12 protein-coding genes are annotated in these 17,026 nt (G+C 68.0%); 9 read left to right on the plus strand and 3 right to left on the minus strand.

What is annotated here, in order from left to right; genetic code table 11:
• Positions 1-124 precede the first annotated feature (124 nt).
• The 4 genes from ftsH (at position 125) to OH735_RS36010 (ending at position 5,008) form a co-directional block, all read left to right on the plus strand.
• Complete coding sequence (gene ftsH / locus OH735_RS35995) at positions 125-2,080, plus strand: ATP-dependent zinc metalloprotease FtsH (protein ID WP_406385887.1); 1,956 nt, start codon at positions 125-127, stop codon at positions 2,078-2,080.
• Between the two features lie 37 nt (positions 2,081-2,117).
• A complete protein-coding gene (locus OH735_RS36000; protein WP_406385889.1) occupies positions 2,118-2,651 on the plus strand; it encodes an HPP family protein in 534 nt (177 codons plus the stop codon).
• A gap of 543 nt (positions 2,652-3,194) precedes the next feature.
• A complete protein-coding gene (locus OH735_RS36005) occupies positions 3,195-3,614 on the plus strand; it encodes a CBS domain-containing protein (protein WP_406385891.1) in 420 nt (139 codons plus the stop codon).
• A 521-nt stretch (positions 3,615-4,135) separates the two neighbouring features.
• Positions 4,136-5,008, plus strand: coding sequence for a CBS domain-containing protein (locus tag OH735_RS36010; protein ID WP_406385892.1), 873 nt, complete (start codon positions 4,136-4,138; stop codon positions 5,006-5,008).
• 111 nt (positions 5,009-5,119) lie between these two features.
• Here the strand turns inward: OH735_RS36010 and OH735_RS36015 are convergent, their stop codons facing one another.
• Both OH735_RS36015 and OH735_RS36020 read right to left on the minus strand, forming a co-directional pair.
• Positions 5,120-5,773, minus strand: a complete 654-nt coding sequence (locus OH735_RS36015; RefSeq protein ID WP_406386889.1) for a CBS domain-containing protein — start codon at positions 5,771-5,773, stop codon at positions 5,120-5,122.
• A 209-nt stretch (positions 5,774-5,982) separates the two neighbouring features.
• Positions 5,983-6,489 (minus strand): MBL fold metallo-hydrolase RNA specificity domain-containing protein, encoded by a 507-nt coding sequence (locus OH735_RS36020; protein WP_406385894.1) that lies wholly within the window; start codon positions 6,487-6,489, stop codon positions 5,983-5,985.
• A gap of 179 nt (positions 6,490-6,668) precedes the next feature.
• Between OH735_RS36020 and OH735_RS36025 the strand changes: the two genes are divergently transcribed.
• The 5 genes from OH735_RS36025 to OH735_RS36045 all read left to right on the plus strand — a co-directional run bounded on the left by OH735_RS36025 (position 6,669) and on the right by OH735_RS36045 (position 15,468).
• Positions 6,669-7,742, plus strand: coding sequence for a zinc-dependent alcohol dehydrogenase family protein (locus OH735_RS36025; protein ID WP_406385896.1), 1,074 nt, complete (start codon positions 6,669-6,671; stop codon positions 7,740-7,742).
• Between the two features lie 416 nt (positions 7,743-8,158).
• The gene (locus tag OH735_RS36030) at positions 8,159-10,558 is read left to right on the plus strand and encodes a glycoside hydrolase family 65 protein (RefSeq protein WP_406385898.1); all 2,400 of its coding nucleotides are present in this window, start codon (positions 8,159-8,161) and stop codon (positions 10,556-10,558) included.
• A 114-nt stretch (positions 10,559-10,672) separates the two neighbouring features.
• Positions 10,673-12,184 carry an ATP-binding protein gene (locus tag OH735_RS36035; protein ID WP_406385900.1) on the plus strand — a complete coding sequence of 504 codons (1,512 nt, stop codon included), beginning with the start codon at positions 10,673-10,675 and terminating at the stop codon, positions 12,182-12,184.
• A 323-nt stretch (positions 12,185-12,507) separates the two neighbouring features.
• Positions 12,508-14,949 carry a phosphoenolpyruvate synthase gene (ppsA, locus tag OH735_RS36040; protein ID WP_406385901.1) on the plus strand — a complete coding sequence of 814 codons (2,442 nt, stop codon included), beginning with the start codon at positions 12,508-12,510 and terminating at the stop codon, positions 14,947-14,949.
• 60 nt (positions 14,950-15,009) lie between these two features.
• Positions 15,010-15,468 carry an Hsp20/alpha crystallin family protein gene (locus tag OH735_RS36045; RefSeq protein WP_406385902.1) on the plus strand — a complete coding sequence of 153 codons (459 nt, stop codon included), beginning with the start codon at positions 15,010-15,012 and terminating at the stop codon, positions 15,466-15,468.
• A gap of 183 nt (positions 15,469-15,651) precedes the next feature.
• Here OH735_RS36045 and OH735_RS36050 read toward each other — a convergent pair whose 3' ends face one another.
• The gene (locus OH735_RS36050; protein ID WP_406385904.1) at positions 15,652-16,941 is read right to left on the minus strand and encodes a cation:proton antiporter; all 1,290 of its coding nucleotides are present in this window, start codon (positions 16,939-16,941) and stop codon (positions 15,652-15,654) included.
• Positions 16,942-17,026: the final 85 nt, after the last annotated feature.

The raw sequence follows: 17,026 nt of genomic DNA on the forward strand, positions 1-17,026 counted from the left end.
ACTCCTGCCGATGGCGGAGAAGACGTTGATCCTGGAAGTGGGACGCCCACCTGCGATCCACGCCTCTTCGAATCGCGGGAGCAGTCTCGCCCGAGGTTCGTCCTTCCGCCAAGGGAGCCGTCCGGTGATCACATCACTTCGTCTGCCAGGCCGGCATCTGTCACGCTCGGCCAAACCGGGGCCCCCGCGCGAGGCGCCCAAGCCGCCGGCGTCTTCGCCGGGGCCTTCCTGGTCTCGTTGGCTGCTGCCCGTCGCCGCGTTGGTCTTGCTGCTCGTGGTGCTGATGCGAGCTCCTTCCCCCCAGGGGGGCGCGTCGCTGTCGTACAGCGAGTTCGTCGGCAAGGTGAGCGTCGGTCAGGTCAAGACGGTCGACATCGACGACAAGGGCGCCATCAAGGGAACCCTCAAGGACGGTAAGAAATTCACCACGCGGATACCCACCGCTTTGGACAACAGCCGCCTGGAGCAGCAGTTGCAGTCCAAGAACGTGGAGATCACCGCGTCCCGGAGCAGCAGCGGCAGCCCCCTCGGGACACTGCTGGTGCTGTTCCTGCCGCTGCTGTTCATCGTCGCTCTGTTCGTGTGGACCGGCCGCCAGGCAGCAAGGACACTGGGCGGGGGACTCAGCGCCATCGGGCGGGCCCGCGCCAAGATCATCGAGACCGAGCGGCCGACCACCCGCTTCGAGGACGTCGCGGGCTACGGGGGCGTCAAGCAGGAGATCAGCGAGATCGTCGACTTCCTGCGCAGCCCCGAGCGCTACGCGGTCGCGGGAGCCAAGGGACCACGTGGTGTGATCATGGTGGGCCCGCCGGGCACCGGTAAGACCCTCATCGCCCGCGCGGTGGCCGGTGAGGCGGAGGTCCCGTTCCTGTCGGTGACCGGCTCGGCGTTCGTGGAGATGTTCGTCGGTGTCGGGGCCTCCCGAGTGCGCGACCTGTTCGCCGAGGCGCGCAAACGGGCCCCCTCGATCATCTTCATCGACGAGATCGACGCCGTCGGCAGCCGTCGCGGCGGGGCTGCCCGGCTGGGCGGCAACGACGAACGCGAGCAGACCCTCAACCAGCTCCTCGCCGAGATGGACGGCTTCGACCAGGCCAGCGGCATCGTCGTCCTGGCCGCGACCAACCGGCCCGAGGCCCTCGACCCGGCGCTGCTGCGCCCCGGCCGCTTCGACCGGCACGTGACCGTGCCGCTTCCCAACCAGGCCGAACGGGCGGCCATCCTGGCCGTCCACGCCCGCGGCAAGACCCTGGCACCGGACATCGACTGGGACACCGTCGCCCGGGCCACGCCCGGCTTCTCCGGCGCCGACCTCGCCAACCTGGTCAACGAGGCCGCCATCAATGCCGTCCGGGCAGGGGGTGCCGTCATCGACGCCCAGGGTCTCGGCGACGCCCGCGACCGGCTGCTGCTGGGGCGGAGGGAGTCCACCAACGCCCTGCTGCCCGAGGAACGGCACTCCGTGGCCGTCCACGAATCCGGACACGCGCTCATGGCGGCCCTGTGCGAGCACGCCGACCCGGTCGCCAAAGTCACCATCCTGCCCTCCGGGCCTTCGCTGGGCGCCACTGAGCAGCTCCCGGAGGCCGAACGGCACCTGTACAGCGAGGGCTATCTGACCGACCTGCTGACCGTCCGGCTCGGCGGCCGCGCGGCCGAGCTGGTCGTCTTCGGCGAGGGCTCGACCGGTGCCGCCGACGACCTGGCCGGCGCCACCCAGCTCGCCGCCCGCATGGTCCGCGAGTTCGGCCTGTCCCCAGCCCTCGGCCCCATCGGATACGGCTCCGGAGCCCCCCGCTACCTCGGCGGCGAGAGCACCGAAGAGACACTGCACCGGCCCTACTCCGAACAGACCCAACGCATCGTCGACGAGGAGACCGCCCGCCTGCTGCGGGAGGCCGAGAAACGCGCGGTGGCTCTGCTGCGCGACCACCGGGAGGCGCTGGACACCCTTGCCGGACTGCTCACCACCCGCGAGACCGTCGACGGATCCGTGGTCCTCGACGTACTCCAACAGCAACAGCCGCCGGACGGCCACCACACCGCGGCGAAAGGGACGCCGACGCCCTCCCCGTGACGCCGCGGCGACGCTCGCAAACAAGAAGGAGGCGACCATGGAGGAGCAGCAGCCGGTGACGGTCCACGGTGAGCAGGAGGTCTTGGCGCGGACGGTCGCCGTCGTGATGCGCACCGCTGTGGTCACGATCGATGTCGACGAAACCGCGCTCGTGGCCTGGGAGTTGCTGGAGCGATCCGGCTCCCGTCACCTTCCGGTCGTGCATCCGGACGGTCGCTGTGCCGGCCTGCTGGACAGGGCCGACGTGGCGGTCGCCTGTGCGGCACCGGCCGCCTCGCTGTCCGGCCTGCGCGTGGGCGACCTCCTGCCCGCCCGCAGGTCGGCGCGCGTACATGTCGAGCAGACCGTACGCCACGCAGCCGACCTCATGAGCTGTACCAAAGCCGACGCCCTGCCGGTGCTGGAGGAAGACGGGCGTCTCGCCGGGGTGCTGACCGCAGTCGACATCGTCGCGGCCCTCGCCGGTCGTCCGGTGCAGAAGGAGCCCGCAGAAACGCGGCCGCGGGCCCCGTCCACGGTGTTGCCTGGGCTCCCGCCTCGGCGGGGCTACCGTGGAACGGCGGTGCCCTGAGCGCCCACCACTGAGCTGCGGCGCGCTTACCGAGGTGACACCTGGTAAGGCTGTCCTGGTGTCACCCGACGTCGGCGTCAGGTCCGTCCGGGCCGCATGGCTGGAGGAGAATGCGGCTGGTGGCTCGACGATCACGTGGCTGCCCCTGACCTGAGCCGCCGACGCGAGGGATACCTCACACCGACGACCGCGTGTGCGTGCGGGCCGTACAACGGGTGTGCGACGAACGCGACGCGACGGTGGCCTCGGTCAGGGCGCCTGAGGTCTTGGAAGCCGGAAGATCCGCTGCGAGGGGGCCGGCGGCCCCCGGTTACGTCCGCTCCAACCGTCACCGCCGGCGGCTCACACGATCGAGGCGATACAGCGGCAGCCGCGACCTGGCCATCGGCCTTCGCGCAGCGAGGGCTCAAATGGTGGCTCCTCTTCGCCGGCATGCGTACGGGCTACGAAGAATCCACACTGGCTTCAAGGAGGACCGATTCTGGGCGTGCCCGAACCTATGGGTTCTCCCCGCGTAGATCCTGAGGCTCGAAGGAGACGGCCATGACCATTGCACGGGAGATCATGCACGCCGGTGCAAACTGCATCCAGGAGAACGAGACGCTGGAGGACGCGGCGCGCCGGATGAGCGAGTTGGACGTCGGAGCCCTCCCGGTGTGCGGGCCGGACGACAGGCTCCACGGGATCATCACCGACCGCGACATCGTGGTGAAGTGCCTCGCCAAGGGCAAGGACCCGAAGACCATGACCGCGGGCATGCTCGAGCAGGGCAAGCCGATCAGCATTGACGCCGGGGCCGACACGGATGACGTTCTGCGGACCATGGAGGAGCACAGGATCCGGCGGCTGCCGGTCATCGAGAACCATCGCCTGGTCGGCATGATCAGCGAGGCGGACCTCGCACGTCGCCTACCGGAGGAGCAGGTGGGCCACTTCGTCGAGGCCATTTGCGCCGCGAAGTGACCACCGGTGGCGACGCTCCGGTCCTGCCCGAAGAGACGGCCCTCGGGTACGTCCCAGTGGTGAGTGTTCGGTCAGGTCCCCGCACCGCAGTCGCTGTGGCGCCTCACCCCGTACGGGGCGATGGCTCGTAGCGGCCCCAGTGAGGTATCGCACTTCCCTGCACCGCTGCTCGTTCGCCCGTGCACACCACCTCGTGATTGTTCGGCTGTGAGCCGTGGGCCCCGTCCTCGGACTGCGGCCGTTGCTGAAAGCGGCATGGATCTCCTGCTCGGTTGCTGCGTGGGAGACGATGCAGAGTTCGTCGCCGGGCTGGAGTCGCATCTCCGATGCGGGGACGGTGGGTTGGCCAGTCCTCCTGTCCTTCGCACCCTCCTCCGGTTTCACCGCCTGGTGGCCGTCTGTCGTTTCCTGTCCTGTCGGGGCCGTCCGTCAGCCCGCATGGGCCGACTGGCCCTTGGCGCCGGCCCCAGCAGCGGAAGACTGGGAACGTAGGTCGGCTCGGCCGGAGTGAGGAGCCCACCATGACTGACAGCGAGAACATCGCGGCAGGGGCCGAAGCCCGCCGCGCGGTGCCGGGGAAGGCATGGAGGCTCGACGAACCACTGCGGAAGGACATGCTGTTGCGCTACCTTGGCACGGTGGCCAGGGTGTCCGCCAAGCAGGCGGCGGCACGGCGCCCGACCGCTCCCGAGTCGGCTCCATCGGGGCGGGTGAAGGAGTCCGCAGAGCCCGTGTCCGGTGCCGAACGCGCGCCTCTGCTGGTCCGTGACGTCATGGACGCACCGGTCGCATCGGTGCACGGCGACATGGCGTTCCTGGACATCGCCCGGAGCCTGACCCGTGAACACGTCGGGTCCCTGCCGGTGGTCGACGCCGACGACCGGGTGATGGGTGTGGTGTCGGAGTCCGACCTGCTGGCCAAGGCCGCGGTCGAGGCGTCCGGATACGAACCCGGCCCGATCGGCCGGCTGAGGGAACGGCGGCTGCACGACAAGGCCCGTGCCGAGACCGCCGAGACGCTGATGACCACTCCCGCCGTCACCGTGTTCCCTGATTCGACCGTCGCCGAAGCCACCTGGCTCGTGTCCCTGTCGCGTCTCAAGCGCTTGCCGGTGACGGACCACGAGGGTCGCCTGATCGGTGTCGTGCACAGGAACGCACTGCTCAACGCGTTGATACGCGATGATGCCGGGATTCGCGAAGAGATTGAGTCGAGGATCCTCGCCGAAGACTTCCCGGCTGCGCGAAACACCGTCGAGGTCACCGTGCGCAACGGCATGGTGGACGTCAGTGGGCGGATGGCGGAAGCCGATGTCCCGCGGCTCCTCGCGGAGATCAAGGACATCGACGACGTGACCGAAGTCATCGATCACCTGAAGCCTGTCACAGGGTAACGCCGGAGTTCCGACTTCCATCGGCAGGCACACGGTCCACGCACTCGTTGTCCGGGCTCTCGGCAGGGGCACATCCGTTCCCTGTCCAGGCGGATGCCGGGCCTTCGAGGTCTAGGCGGATGCCTGGCTTTCGAGCCGGCAGTCCACGCTGACGACGCCTTCCACGGATTGAGCGAGGTGGGCGGCGACGGGAATGAGGGTGGCATCGCGGACGCGACCGGTGAGCGTGGCCACACCCCAGGTGACGCCGACCTTCACGTTTTGGCGCGAGGTGGGGAACAGCCGGTCGACGACCTCGCGGCGTATCTCGGCGGTCAGGTCGTCGTCGGGACGCAGGAAGATCTTGAGGAGATCGGCGCGACTGACGACGCCCTTGAGGCGGCCATCGGCGTCGACGACCGGGAGACGCTTGATACGCCGGCCGGCCATGAGCCGGGCGGCCTGCGGGAGGGACGCGCCGGGCTCGATCGTGACGGCGGGGCTCGTCATCAACTCCTCGGCCCGGACCGAGCCGGCCTTGGCGGTGTCGCCCAGGCGGCGCATGTGGTCGATCATGCCGGGCCCGTGCTCGTGAAACTCCTCCTTCGGGAGCAGGTCGGCTCCGGAGACGACGCCGACGACGTGGCCCCCGCCTTCGACTACAGGCACGGCGGTGACTTTCCACCGCTCCATGACGGCAGCGATCTCTTTGAATTCAGTGTCGGGGGTGACGGTGACGACGGTCTTCGTCATGACGTCGTTGACGGTGTACCGGGCGGAGGTCATAGCAGGTTCCTCGATGAGTGCGGGCGAGTGGCCGACTGCTGACGCGGGGGTGAGCAGGTCCGATGCGGCCATGGCGTCGAATCCGTGACGAGCAAGGCTCCTTCGCTTTCATGATGTGCCTCCCATCCCTCACTTGCTGCTTTGCACCGGGGGGAACGAAGTGGGGTAGAGCCTTGCCATGTTCTGTCGCGCAATCCGTCCGGCCCCGGTCAGCGGACCAGGACGGCCTCTCCGGGTCTGGGTACGACCGCTGTCCAGCCCAGCTCACGGTCGATCCGGTCCCGCAGCGCGTCGGACGACGACTCCTCGCCGTGGACCACATAGGTCGTGCGCGGTGCGGGGGCGCCGCGCAGCCAGTCCATGATCTGGCCGGCGTCGGCGTGTGCCGAGAAGTGCGGGAGGTTGGCCACCTCCGCGCGTACGGGTATGTATTCGCCGAACATCTTGAGTGTGTGGGCACCGTCGACGAGGTCGCGGGCCCTGGTGCCGGTGGCTGCGAAACCGACGATGACGACGGCATTGCGTGGATTGGGCAGGAGCCGGTGGAGGTGGTGCAGGACCCGGCCGCCGGTGGCCATGCCGGCCGAGGAAACGATGACGGCGGGACCGGGCGTGCTGTTGATGTCGATGGACTCCTGGACGGTCAGGAACGGGGCAGGGCTGATCGCTTGTTCGCCTCGGGCGAGTGCGGCCGGGTGTGATTCTGCCTCGGACATCGCCGCCCCTTCTTCGGTGGGTGGCAGCCGGCCCTCTTCACCATCACACCCCTGGCCCTGGGGCGGGATGGGCCCGACAGACCCCGGCGGGGACCGACCGGCCCATGCGGGGCGGGTACGCGCCGGGTCAGCCTGAGAGGGAACATCACCGGAGGAGACACAGGGAGAGGGGCGACGTCGTGAAGGCACTCGTTTTCCAGGGCCCGGGGCAGATCGCATGGCAGGACGCTCCGGACCCCGCGGTGAAGGACGCTGCCGACGCCATCATCCGCGTCGATGTCGTCACCATCTGCGGTACCGACCTGCACATCATCAAGGGTGACGTGCACGAGGTGACTCCCGGCAGGGTGTTGGGGCACGAAGCCGTCGGCACCGTGGTCGAGGCCGGGGCCGACGTCCGTAGGGTTCGTCCCGGTGACCGTGTCCTGATCTCGTGCATATCCGCGTGCGGCCGGTGCCGCTTCTGCCGTGAGGGCCACTACGGGCAGTGCCGTGGTGGTGGTGGCTGGGTGCTCGGTCACACCATCGACGGAACCCAGGCCGAATACGTACGGGTGCCCTTCGCTGACCTGTCCGTGCATCCCTTGCCGGCCTCCGTCGACAGCTATGACGGCGTACTGCTCGCCGACATCTTCCCGACCTCCTACGAGGTCGGTGTGCTGAACGGCGGCGTCCGGCCCGGCGACACCGTCGTCGTGGTCGGCGCCGGCCCTATCGGACTGGCCGCCGTCGTCTGCGCGGGTCTCTACAGCCCCGGACGTGTCATCGCTGTCGACCTCGCCGAATCCCGGCTGGCCGCCGCGCGCTCCCTGGGCGCGGATGCGACAGCGAGCGCCGCCGAGGAACCCGAACAACTCGTCGAGGACCTCACCGAGGGTCTGGGCGCCGACGTCGTGATCGAGGCCGTCGGCGTGCCGGAAGCCTTCGAGATGTGCACCCGCATGGTTCGGCCCGGAGGCCGCGTCGCGAACATCGGCGTCCATGGCAAGCCGGCGACGCTGCACCTCGAAGACCTGTGGGCCAAGAACGTCACCATCACCACAGGACTGGTCGACACGTACTCCACGCCCATGCTGCTGCGCATGATGGCCGCCGGGCGGCTGCCTTCGTCCCCGCTGATCACCCACCGCTTCGAACTGGGACAGATGGAGGAGGCCTATGACGTGTTCTCCTGTGCCGCGGACACCGGTGCGCTCAAGGTGGCACTGGGAGGACCGCAGCACAGCGAGATCATCGCCCCGGCTCAGCCGTAAGCCCAAGGGTGCGTGAAGACCATGAGCAGGACCAGTCCCGGACCCACCGCCATCGAGGTGTCCGCCGGGCCTGTCGATCCGGTGCCGATGCTTGTCATGGTGCCCGTGCCTGAAGAGCACGCCGCAGGGTCCATGATCGACCCACTCGTACGGAACACGGGCTCACTGAGGACGAAGGGCGATCACCGCTGGGGAAGAAAGGAACGTGTGTTCTTGGAAACGCCGGGCATCAACCCCTTCGACGCGGTGGTCGTCGACGGTACTCATGCCGGTGCGGAAACACGGCTTCGCCGCCCTGCGGGCCCGCTCGTCGATGGCCCCGGCCCCGACGCTGAACCGCACCGGTGTGCCCATGGCCGGGACGCCAGGTGGCCGGACCGCGCCTCTGCGACCGAAGACTGCAGCGGAGAGTGGTCATGAGCACAGCATGGACCTGGGACTTCAGCGGCTACGACCCCAAGAAAGAGCGGACGATCGAGGCCCTGTGCACACTCGGCAACGGCAGATTCGCCACCCGGGGGGCCGCGCCCGAGTCGCCCGCCGACACGGTCCACTATCCAGGGACTTACGTAGCCGGGTGTTCCAACCGGCTCTGCTCGGACGTGGCAGGAAAGCGGATCGGTAACGAGGAAATGGTCAATCTGCCCGACTGGTCGCGCCTGCGTTACCGCTGCCTGCCGGACGACGGACCGGCAGGGGAGTGGCTCACACCCGATGACCCGAGTCTGCGGCGCTACAGCGTCTCTCTCGACCTGAGGGGCGGCATTCTCACTCGTCGCTTGTTCTTCCAGGACGGCCTCGGCCGCCGAATCCGTGTCACCCACACCAGGCTCGTCCACATGGGCGACCCGTATCTTGCCGCCCAGAGGACCACGTTCCGTGGGTACGGCTGGAGCGGGGCCATCGAGGTCGAGTCCATCATCGACGGTAACGTCACCAACGCCGGTGTCGAGCGATACCGCGGGCTGAACGGACGCCATCTCACCGGCCATCGTGCCGGAGTCGAAGCGGACGGCGTGGCCTGGCTGTCCTGCCGGACCCGCTCGTCCCGCATCCGGATCGCCATCGCAGTCAGAACGTCGTCGCGGCCCCTCGTCGCAGTGGGGGCGAGTTGCACGGAGACCGAAACGGTCCAGAGATTCAGGCTGCCGGTCTCCCGCGGGCATTCTGCCGCCGTCGTGAAATGCGCCGCGTTGTACACATCCCAGGACCGCCCGCTGAGTGAGCCCCTCTCGCTTGCCGTCGAGCGTCTATCACACACGGCGTTCGCGACACAGCTCGCTTCCCACCGCGTCGCTTGGGAACGTCTGTGGAGCCAGGGTGAACTGAAGGTGCCTGGCGAATCGGGCCGCATCCTTCGGCTCCATCTCTTCCACGTCCTGCAGACGCTTTCCCCGCACACGGCCGAGCTGGACGTCGGAGTGCCTGCCAGGGGCCTGCACGGTGAGGCGTACCGAGGGCATGTTTTCTGGGACGAGTTGTTCGTGCTGCCGTACATCACCCTGCACTTCCCGGAAGTGGCGCGGAGCCTTCTCATGTACCGGCACCGTCGCCTGCCCGCTGCCCGTACCGCAGCCCGGCGAGCGGGCTTTCGAGGAGCGATGTTCCCTTGGCAGAGCGGTAGTTCAGGGGCTGAGGAGACGCAAACGCTGCATCTCAACCCCCGATCGGGCCGCTGGATGCCCGACCACTCGCACTTGCAGCACCACGTCGGATCGGCCATCGCCTGGAACGTGTGGCGGTACGGGCACAGCACCGGCGACACCGGGTTCGTCCAAGGCCCAGGGGCAGAGCTGTTGCTCGACATCGCCGGCTACTGGGACGCCGTGGCCACCTACGACACCGATCGCGACCGCTACCGCATCCGCGGTGTGGTCGGCCCCGACGAGTACCACGACGCCTACCCCGAGGCCGCTGCTCCCGGGATCGACGACAACGCGTACACCAACGTGACTGCCGCCTGGACGCTCGCACGCGCACTTGAGCTGTTCGACGGGCTGCCTGCAGCCCGCCAGCGGGAGCTGGTTGAGCAACTCGGCCTGGACGACGAGACTCTAAATCGCTGGGAGGACATCTCCCGCCGGGTGTACGTGCCGTTCCACGGAGGTGTCATCAGCCAGTTCGAGGGCTATGGCGAACTGGCAGAACTGGACTGGGACGCCTACCGCTCCCGCTACTGCGACATCCGCCGCCTCGACCGGATCCTGGAGTCCGAGGGGGACACGGTCAACCGCTATCAGGCATCCAAGCAGGCCGACGCACTCATGCTCGGCTATCTCTTCCGCCCAGCCGAGCTGCAGGAACTCTTCGACCGTCTCGAATACCGGCTCGATGACGAAGTGTGGCGCACGACCGTCAACTACTACCTGACTCGTACCAGTCACGGATCGACCCTCAGCAGCCTGGTGCACGGCTGGGTCCTCGCCCGCGAGAAAGGTCCGGACGCCTGGCGGTACTGCGAGGAAGCCCTGCTCAGCGACGTGATGGACATTCAGGGCGGCACCACCGGCGAAGGCATCCACCTCGGTGCCATGGCCGGCACCCTCGATCTCATCGAAAGGGGCGTCGCGGGTCTGGAAGCAGGCCCCAACGGACTCCGCATCGACCCCATCGCGCTCCGGGAGGTGCCTCGCTGCTCGTTCACGTTCTGTTACCGCGGGCACCGGGACATCCGCGTGCAGCTCCTTCCGGGCCGGGTGGGGATTCGCGTGCCCCACTCGCGACTCATTGCCCCTCTGCCCGTGTGTCTGCCCGGCGAGCGGCTGGTGACCGTGGCCGCGGGGGAGCAACGTTGGTTCCGTCTGCCGCTGTGGTGACCACTTACGGATTCCGTGCGGTCCGTCGTGACGACGATGGTCGGCACAGCGCGCGCCCGATGGCCGCGAGCCCGAGAATGGAGTAGCCGCCAGCTGGTTCCGGAGGTGCATGGCGTGAATGCCGTACACGGACAGCAACGAACCTCGATCGTGGACCCTGAACCCTCAGCCAAGCCCGATCGCCTCTTCGACAGGGAGGACGAATGGGCAGCCTTGATGTCATTCTCGACCGATCAGCATCCGGGAACGGGCTTGGGCGTCGTCATGGGGCGGCCCCGCCAGGGCAAGACGCTCCTGCTGGAGTCGGTGGCACTAGCCACGGGAGGGTTCTATTTCTGCGGACAGGAAGCCACCGAAGCCGAGTCCTTGCGCAGGGTGGGCGAGGAGTATGCGCGATACCGGCAGGTCGCACAGCCCAGCCACTGGCGTGATTGGAAGGAAGGAATCGATGCCTTGCTGGCGCTGGGTGACGCCAGGCCACTGCCCGTCATCATCGACTCGTTCCCTGACCTCGTTGCGGCGAGCCCAGCCTTGCCGTCCGTCATCCACGGCGCCCTCCGGCACCGCGACCGACCGCCCCTGGAAAGCCGTGCGCGATTGCTGCTCGGTGGTGAGACCGCACCGGTCATGACCCGGCTGTTCGCACCGTCTTCCCCGTTGCACGCCCTCGCCGCTCTGAAGCTCGACATGCAGCCCCTGAACTTCCGCAGGGCGGCGCAATTGTGGGGCATCGACGACCCGAGGCTCGCCTTCCTCGTCTACACGGTCGTAGGCGGGACGCCCGCCTATCGGTACGACTACGTGGGCGACGACGTTCCCGTCGATCGTGACGACTTCGATGCCTGGGTCTGCCGCACCATCCTGAATCCGCGCACGCCGCTGTTCCACGAGGCTCGCCACCTCCTCGACGAGGAGACCGGGCCCTGGAGTCACGGGGCTTGTCACTCCGTACTCGCCGCCCTGGCCAAAGGCTGCACGACCCAGGGCGAAATAGCGACCTTCCTAGGACAGCAGCTCACTGATGCCTTGCGTGCCCTTGCCCTCCTCCGCGACCACGGTCTGCTCCAATCGCAGATGGACGGACTGCAGCCGGGGATCACGCGTCATAGCATCGCGGACCCGCTCCTCGCGTTCGAGCACGCCGTGGCGCGCCCGCGCAGGGCCGCTCTTGAGCAGAGCGAAGCCGAGACGGTGTGGGAAGACGCGCGAACGGATTTCAACTCTCTCGTCGCCGGACCCCGGTTTGCCCAGGTTTGCAGGGAGTGGGCGGCCTGCTTCGCCGACCCGGCCGCCGTCGGTGCCGAACATGTCACGGCGTCGTACGGCTCCCTCAGCGACTCGTCGGCGGCGGCCGGGCTCGATGCCGAGGTCGTGGTCCGCCGACGGGACGGCCACATGAGCGGCCCCCTTCTGTCGGTGGGGCTCGCACGATGGCATACCGGCATTGACATCCACCATCTGCAACGCCTGCGGCGAATCCTGGACGGACTCGGCTCTCGTGAGGATGTCAGCCGCGTCCACCTGGCTCTCTACGGTGCTTCGGGGTTCAGCCCCGAGTTGCATGCGGCGCATGCGCGTGGCGAGGTCATGCTCGTTGATCTTGAACGCCTGTACCGGGGCGCTTAGCGGACGCCGCTTCGCGATGACTTCGCACTTCGGCCATCACCCTTTTGGGCTGGCCCTGGCCATGGGCCGATCGGTCCCTCCCCGGTACGGCCCACTCGGCCCCGTGCTCCTGGCCCACTCGGTGCTGCGGCGATTGCACCCCCGGGAAGGATCGTGGAAGCCGGACGCTTTTCCGGCTCCGCCCCCGAAGAGGTGACAACGATGCAGCGCATTCGGATCCGGATACGGCCGCACTAGCCCGCGGAGCTGGATCTGCGTACGCCCTCCGGTCGGCCGATGTCCTGCTGGAGCCCGCGGCCACCGCACACAAGACGGAGGACATCATGGCAACCACTCGACGCGTCGTGCCGTTCGCAGACATCGGCCGACACGATGTCGGCCGGGTCGGTGGCAAGAATGCCTCTCTGGGAGAGATGACCGCACATCTGGCAACTGCAGGCGTGCGGGTGCCTCCTGGTTTCGCGACGACGGCGGACGCGTACAGGGAGTTGCTCGACAGCCACGGACTGCGTGCGCGGATCGAAGCGCAGATCGGACGCCTGCACGAAGGAGCAGTGCTGGACGAGGTGGGGGCGGCGATCCGGTCGATGATCATGGCCGAGCCGCTGTCCGCCGGACTGCGGACCGAACTCGTCTCCGCGTACGAGCAGCTCGCGCGCGACCAGGGCCGTGACGATCCCGAGGTCGCCGTGCGAAGCAGCGCCACCGCCGAGGACCTGCCTCAGGCGAGTTTCGCCGGCCAGCAGGAGACCTACCTGAATGTGCGCGGGCCTGCCCAGCTGTTGCAGTCCTGCCACCGCTGCTATGCCTCCCTGTTCACCGACCGCGCGATCGACTACCGCGAGCGGATGGGATTCGACCACATCTCGGTCGCTCTTTCCGTCGGCGTCCAGATCATGATCCGCTCGGACCTTGCGGGTGCCGGCGTGATCTTCACTCTCGATCCGGAGAGCGGCTTCCCCGAGGTCATCGTGGTCAGCGCGGCTTGGGGCCTGGGCGAGACCGTCGTGAGTGGCCAGGTCGACCCCGACGAGCACACGGTCTTCAAGCCGAGCCTGAAGGACCCGGCGCTGGATCCCGTGATCGATGTACGGATCGGAGCGAAGCGGAAGAAGGCGGTCTATGGAGAGCACGGACTCACCCGGACCGTCGACACGACCGGCGAGGAGCGCTCGCAACGTGTCCTGACAGACACGGAAGTCCGGCTGCTGGCCGAATGGGCGATGATCGTCGAGGAGCACTACGGATGCCCAATGGACCTGGAATGGGCCAAGGACGGCCTGACCGGAGAGCTGGCGGTTGTCCAGGGCCGCCCCGAAACCGTCCAGTCCCGCCGCCGTACGACGACGTTGCGTCGTTGCCGCCTGACCGTCACCCCGGGGCAGAGCCTCATCGAGGGCACAGCGGTCGGCGAAGGCATCGGTTCCGGCCCGGCCATTGTCCTCGACTCGCCTGTGGATCTCGACCGCTTCCCGACCGGCGGGGTGCTTGTCACCGGCATCACCGACCCAGACTGGGAACCGATCATGAAGCGGGCCTCCGCGATCGTCACCGACCATGGCGGCCGGACCTCGCACGCTGCCATCGTCAGCCGCGAACTCGGCGTCCCCGCCGTCGTCGGCACCGGCAGGGCCACCGAGGTGTTGCGCAACGGTCAGAAGGCGACCGTCTCCTGTGCCGAGGGAGCCCGCGGCCAGGTCTACGCGGGACTGCTGGCCTACGAGGAGCGCGAGATCGATCTCGCTGAACTCCCTGCCACCCGGACCCGCGTGATGCTCAATCTCGCTGACCCGTCCGCCGCCTTCCGCTGGTGGCGCCTGCCCGCCGACGGCGTCGGGCTCGCGCGCCTGGAGTTCATCGTCGCCCACCAGGTCAAGGCCCACCCCATGGCGCTGCTGCACCCCGAGCGAGTGAACCAGCATGACCTCTGCGTCATCGACCAGCTCACCGAGGGTTACCTCGACCGCGGTCAGTACTTCGTCGACCGACTGGCGTACGGCGTGGCACGCATCGCCGCATCCCGCTGGCCCGCCCCGGTCGTCGTACGGACCAGCGACTTCAAGACCAACGAATATGCGCGGCTGCTGGGCGGCCGGGCCTTCGAACCGGTCGAAGCGAATCCCATGCTCGGCTGGCGCGGCGCGAGCCGCTACTACAGCGACGGTTACCGCGAAGGATTTGCCCTGGAATGCCGGGCACTGCGCCGGGTTCGCGACGAGATGGGCCTGACAAACGTCATCGTCATGATCCCCTTCTGCCGCACCCTCGAAGAGGCCGACCGGGTTCTGGACGTCATGGCGGAGCAGGGGCTGCGCCGGGGCGAGAACGGCCTCAAGGTGTACGTCATGGCGGAGATCCCCTCCAACGTCATCCTGGCCGAGGACTTCGCCGAGCGTTTTGACGGTTTCTCCGTCGGGAGCAACGACCTGACCCAGTTCACTCTGGGCGTGGACAGGGATTCCGAAGCCCTCGCCCATGTCTTCGACGAGACCAACCCCGCAGTCACGCGCAGCATCCAGAGCCTTGTCCCGCGCGCCCAGTCCGTCGGCCGAACGGTCGGCCTCTGCGGCCAGCGCCCCAGCGACGACCCCGCTTTCACGGAATTCCTGGTGAAGACCGGCATCGACTCGATCTCAGTGGCACCGGACAGCTTCGCCGTGGTGAAGCAGCACGTGGCTGCTGCCGAACTCAACCTGCACGGGGAGGGCCGAACGGTCCCATCCGGGACCCGACAGCCCCAAGCGGGCCTGTCGTCCAGCGACTGAAAATGAACTGGACACTGCAGAATGGCGCCGCCAAGGCGCTGGAGACCGACGGAGTACACCATGTCCGGAACACAGATGGAGCGCAGGCGCAGCCTCTTCCCCGACCTCGTCGACTGGTTCGGAACCGACTTCCCCCGCTTCCCGATGTGGCGGCCGATGCCCCACATCCACCCGATTCCGATCGAGGTGACCAGCCAGGAAGGGCAGTACACGCTGCGCGCCGAGCTTCCCGGGATGGATCCCGCGAAGGACATCGACATCACGGTCGAGGGCGACATGCTCACCGTCAGCGCCGAGCACGCCGAAAGCAAGGAGGAGAAGGACCACTCGGAGTTCCGCTACGGCTCCTTCCACCGCACCGTTCGCCTGCCGGCTCAGATTCCGCCCGACGGAGTCGAAGCAGAGTACGAGGATGGCATCCTCACCGTGCGCGTGGCGATGGAACCCGAGGTGGCAGACACGGCACGCAGCATCCCCGTAAAGAGGGCCAAAGCCAATGGTGACGACGGCGAGTCGTGAACGACGTGCGCGGGGCAGGACGACATGACGCCGGGCCCGGCGTCGCCAAGCAGATGGGCTGCTGCCATGAGCCAGACATTCCGGTTGTCGGGAACCCGGCAACGCGTGCCGAGGTCACGCGTGAAGCAGCTGCTTGACCGGTATGCCCGTCGGCCGAGTGACGCGATTGGGCGAGTGGCTGGGTCATACTTCGTCTCGCCTGCCGTGCCGGTGACGCTTGGCGGTGCCTGCCGCCATCCCCCGGATGGGTAGATCGTTCACGGCCGGGCCGACCGGGGGCGGGCCGGAGACGGCTGTCGCACTTCCGTAGCGTTGGGCGAGCGGCGCGGAGGTGATGCCGTGTGCGAGGACACTGAGCAGCACGGTGCAGGCGACCACCGGGACGATCGTCTGCGATGCCGGCGGTTCCAGTTCTTCGACCGCCAGCAGACCGAAGATGACGGACGCCAACCCGCGTGGGCCGAACCAGCCCACGAACAGGACGGTATTTCTGTCCAGGCCGCTTCCGGCCAAGGACAGGGCCACCGGCACCATGCGTACCACCGTCAGGCTCAGTACCGCGTAGAGCACTGCCTGCCAGGTGAGGTGATCGACGGCGGCCGGTACCAGGACGGCACCGAAGAGCAACCACACCAGGATGGAGAACAGCGAAGCGGACTGCTCGACGAACAACAGCACGCGCCGTGGAGCGCCGTGCGTCGATCCGAAGGCCAGGCCAGCGACAAAGGCGGCGATGAATCCGTTGCCGCCGATCGCGATGGCTGAGGTATAGCCCAAGAAGGCCAGTGCCAGGACGCCCGCTCCGGCGACGTCCTCGGTGGCCCAGCCTCTGCGCAGGGCGGAGCGCAGCAGCCATCCGGCCGTCAGCCCGAGCACCGTGCCGTAGACCAGGCCGATGGCGAGTTCCACGAAGGCACTTCCGGAGGCATGGGTGTCCGACGCACTCGCGGCCGTGGCGACTCCGGCCAGGGCGAGCATGACGAACGGGGTGGCGATACCGTCGTTCAGACCACTCTCGACATTGATGAGCCGACGGATCCGCGCGGGCACCACAGGATTGACCATCATCGTGGCGCCGAGCGCGGCGTCTGTCGGAGCGAGTGCGGCCGCGACGTACAGTGCGGCCCAGCCCGACACCGCGGGGAGCAGGCCCATGGCCAGCAGGGTGCCGAGGCCGATGCACATCGGCAGCCCGAGCAGCAGAAGTCGCAGATACAGACCGAGCTCCGGGCGCAGGGCCCGGAATGACAGCCGTGCGGCGTCGGTGAAGAGCACCCAGGCCAGCGTGACCTCGGCGAGTGTTCGCACCGTCCCGGGCGAGGGGGCCAGGTGAAGTACGCCGATTCCTTCGCCCAGCAGCAGGCCCAGCAGCACGAACGCTACGGGGGCGGTGAGTTCGACGCGCGCTAGTCGCTGCGAGTACAGACCCCAGAGGAAGAGGAGAAGCAGGATCAGCGAGAAGGTTCCATCCACCCTGGACTCCGTAATCGAGGCCGCATCGTCCGCGAAGGCCCGATTCTCGGCGGGTGCGGCGTGATGAGGATCCAGCCGGGGGGAA

This window comes from Streptomyces sp. NBC_01618, from assembly GCF_045209435.1.
Lineage (GTDB): Bacteria > Actinomycetota > Actinomycetes > Streptomycetales > Streptomycetaceae > Streptomyces.

Excerpts from the sequence above, each read along its gene's own strand:
- OH735_RS36015 (WP_406386889.1), bottom strand. The coding sequence starts at position 5,773 with ATGACCTCCGCCCGGTACACCGTCAACGACGTCATGACGAAGACCGTC.
- ppsA (WP_406385901.1), top strand. The coding sequence starts at position 12,508 with ATGGCAACCACTCGACGCGTCGTGCCGTTCGCAGACATCGGCCGACAC.
- OH735_RS36020 (WP_406385894.1), bottom strand. The coding sequence starts at position 6,489 with ATGTCCGAGGCAGAATCACACCCGGCCGCACTCGCCCGAGGCGAACAA.
- OH735_RS36000 (WP_406385889.1), top strand. The coding sequence starts at position 2,118 with ATGGAGGAGCAGCAGCCGGTGACGGTCCACGGTGAGCAGGAGGTCTTG.
- OH735_RS36030 (WP_406385898.1), top strand. The coding sequence starts at position 8,159 with ATGAGCACAGCATGGACCTGGGACTTCAGCGGCTACGACCCCAAGAAA.
- OH735_RS36005 (WP_406385891.1), top strand. The coding sequence starts at position 3,195 with ATGACCATTGCACGGGAGATCATGCACGCCGGTGCAAACTGCATCCAG.
- OH735_RS36045 (WP_406385902.1), top strand. The coding sequence starts at position 15,010 with ATGTCCGGAACACAGATGGAGCGCAGGCGCAGCCTCTTCCCCGACCTC.
- OH735_RS36010 (WP_406385892.1), top strand. The coding sequence starts at position 4,136 with ATGACTGACAGCGAGAACATCGCGGCAGGGGCCGAAGCCCGCCGCGCG.